The sequence below is a fragment of the Flavobacterium croceum DSM 17960 genome (assembly GCF_002917885.1).
GTDB classification, from domain to species: Bacteria; Bacteroidota; Bacteroidia; order Flavobacteriales; family Flavobacteriaceae; genus Flavobacterium; species Flavobacterium croceum.
Window position 1 is genome coordinate 1 of the sequence record NZ_PQNY01000078.1, and the last position, 1,729, is coordinate 1,729.

The following is a 1,729-nucleotide window of genomic DNA, read 5'->3' on the forward strand; positions in this document are numbered from 1 at the left end:
CACGTTCTTACAAGGAAAAAAGCAGTTTTTGTAGATTTTGGGAGATAGGAAAAAGAGAAAAGCGGTCAAAAAAACGGTTAAAGGCATACAATTATAAATATAACTCCAAAGAGTACCAAGACGAACTCTCTTTAAATGTTTACGACTATGGCGCAAGGAATTATGACCCTGCAATTGGAAGGTGGATGAATATTGACCCGCTGGCGGAGAAACATCCTGAAATATCTCCATATATCTATTGTAAAAACAATCCTGTAGTTTTTGTTGACCCTGACGGTAGAGATTTTGGTATATATATAGATTTTGTAAAGGGGACAGTTACTATTAAAGGAACATACTATGCCACAAGTGCAGATCAAGCATCTGCTAATCAAGCTACTAATTACTGGAAAAATCAATCGGGTAAATTCAATTATAGTTTTACTGACGAGAATGGTAATAAGCAAAGTTTTGCAATTAATTATGACTTATCTGTTCAAATTGTAACTCCAAATGCAGGAGAAAGTGATCTTGCAGCTTTAAATAGAACTTTAGATGGAGATATTTCTGGGGAAGGTAATGTGTACAGGGTTCTTCCAGATGCTCAATTTGATCCAAATACAAATGGCTCAACATCTATGAATTACGTTACTGTTAGAAATTCTAAAAAAAGCGCAGATACTGGTAGCCACGAAGTTGGACATTCTTTAGGAATTTATCATTTTGAGAAAGGTCTTATGACAGATAGTTCTACAGATCCAAACAGAACAAACAATGTTTATCCTGAAAATGTTTCTAATACTGTATATTCCCCCATAAAAAGTACAGCTTCAGAGCCTGAAAAAGTAGCTAAACCTAGAGGAGGAGCAGGTAGAGCTACTTTACATTTAGAAGGTACAACAGACCCAAGAGCTCCTCAAACAAACAAAGGATATAGAAGATTAAGAAATGGTACAGTTAAATAAATTATTTATTATATTTAGTTTTAGCTTCATTATTTTTAATAAAGCCTACTCCCAAACTGGTGAAAGGTTTTATATAACAAATGATACAATCATTATAGAAAAACCTATTGTAATATCTTTAAAAAATATTGATGGTATGTTTTTAATAAGTGAAGATGATTTAAAAAAAGATTTAGATGTTGTAAAGCTCATGAAAAAAGATAAATTGTATCTCTTTAATAATGATGTTTATCGATTTTTAAGTCTTAAAGAACTTAATAAAAAACCAAGATATAGTGAATGTTTATTTGAAGAGAGCTATACCTATAGTGATAAAATCAACATAAAAAAACTCAATTCTAAAATTCTGAAATTTAGAATAGGGTTGATAAAGATAGATTACTATAATGAAAAAACTTTAACGGTAGATAAAGGTAAAACTATTTTTGATAACAAAAACCATTTGTATTATTGCAAAATTTTATTCCCTTTATGTGAATAATATATATAATGGTGTATTCTAGATTTGGTGTTATTAGATTTGTAGATATTAATTGATTGATTATCAAAGCCACGAGCTGCCACTCGAATCCTTTCGCGTGGTTATTGAGCCAATGGCAATATGTATAAAGATGTAAACAAAGGCATTACAAGCATTACCTACAACCATTTAAACCTACCTACAAAAATTGTTTTTACTGGAACAAATAGAAACATTGTGTATCTTTACGATGCAACAGGGCAAAAAGTAAAAAAAGTGGTAACAAACGGCACTACAATTACAACTACCGATTATTTAACAGGCT

At 31.1% G+C, this 1,729-nt stretch carries 3 protein-coding genes; all 3 read left to right on the plus strand.

All coding sequences use genetic code 11. The features are described from left to right. On the plus strand, positions 1-944 hold a 944-nt coding region (locus Q361_RS13495), incomplete at its 5' end, for an RHS repeat-associated core domain-containing protein (RefSeq protein ID WP_317047151.1). Continuing rightward, positions 928-1,425: a hypothetical protein gene (locus Q361_RS13500; RefSeq protein ID WP_103727244.1), complete on the plus strand. Its 498-nt coding sequence runs from the start codon at positions 928-930 to the stop codon at positions 1,423-1,425. The genes Q361_RS13495 and Q361_RS13500, both read left to right, overlap by 17 nt. 120 nt (positions 1,426-1,545) lie before the next feature. After that, on the plus strand, positions 1,546-1,729 hold a 184-nt coding region (locus Q361_RS13505; protein WP_449403980.1), incomplete at its 3' end, for a hypothetical protein.

Coding starts and splice junctions, on each gene's coding strand:
- Q361_RS13500 (WP_103727244.1), top strand. CDS start 928: ATGGTACAGTTAAATAAATTATTTATTATATTTAGTTTTAGCTTCATT.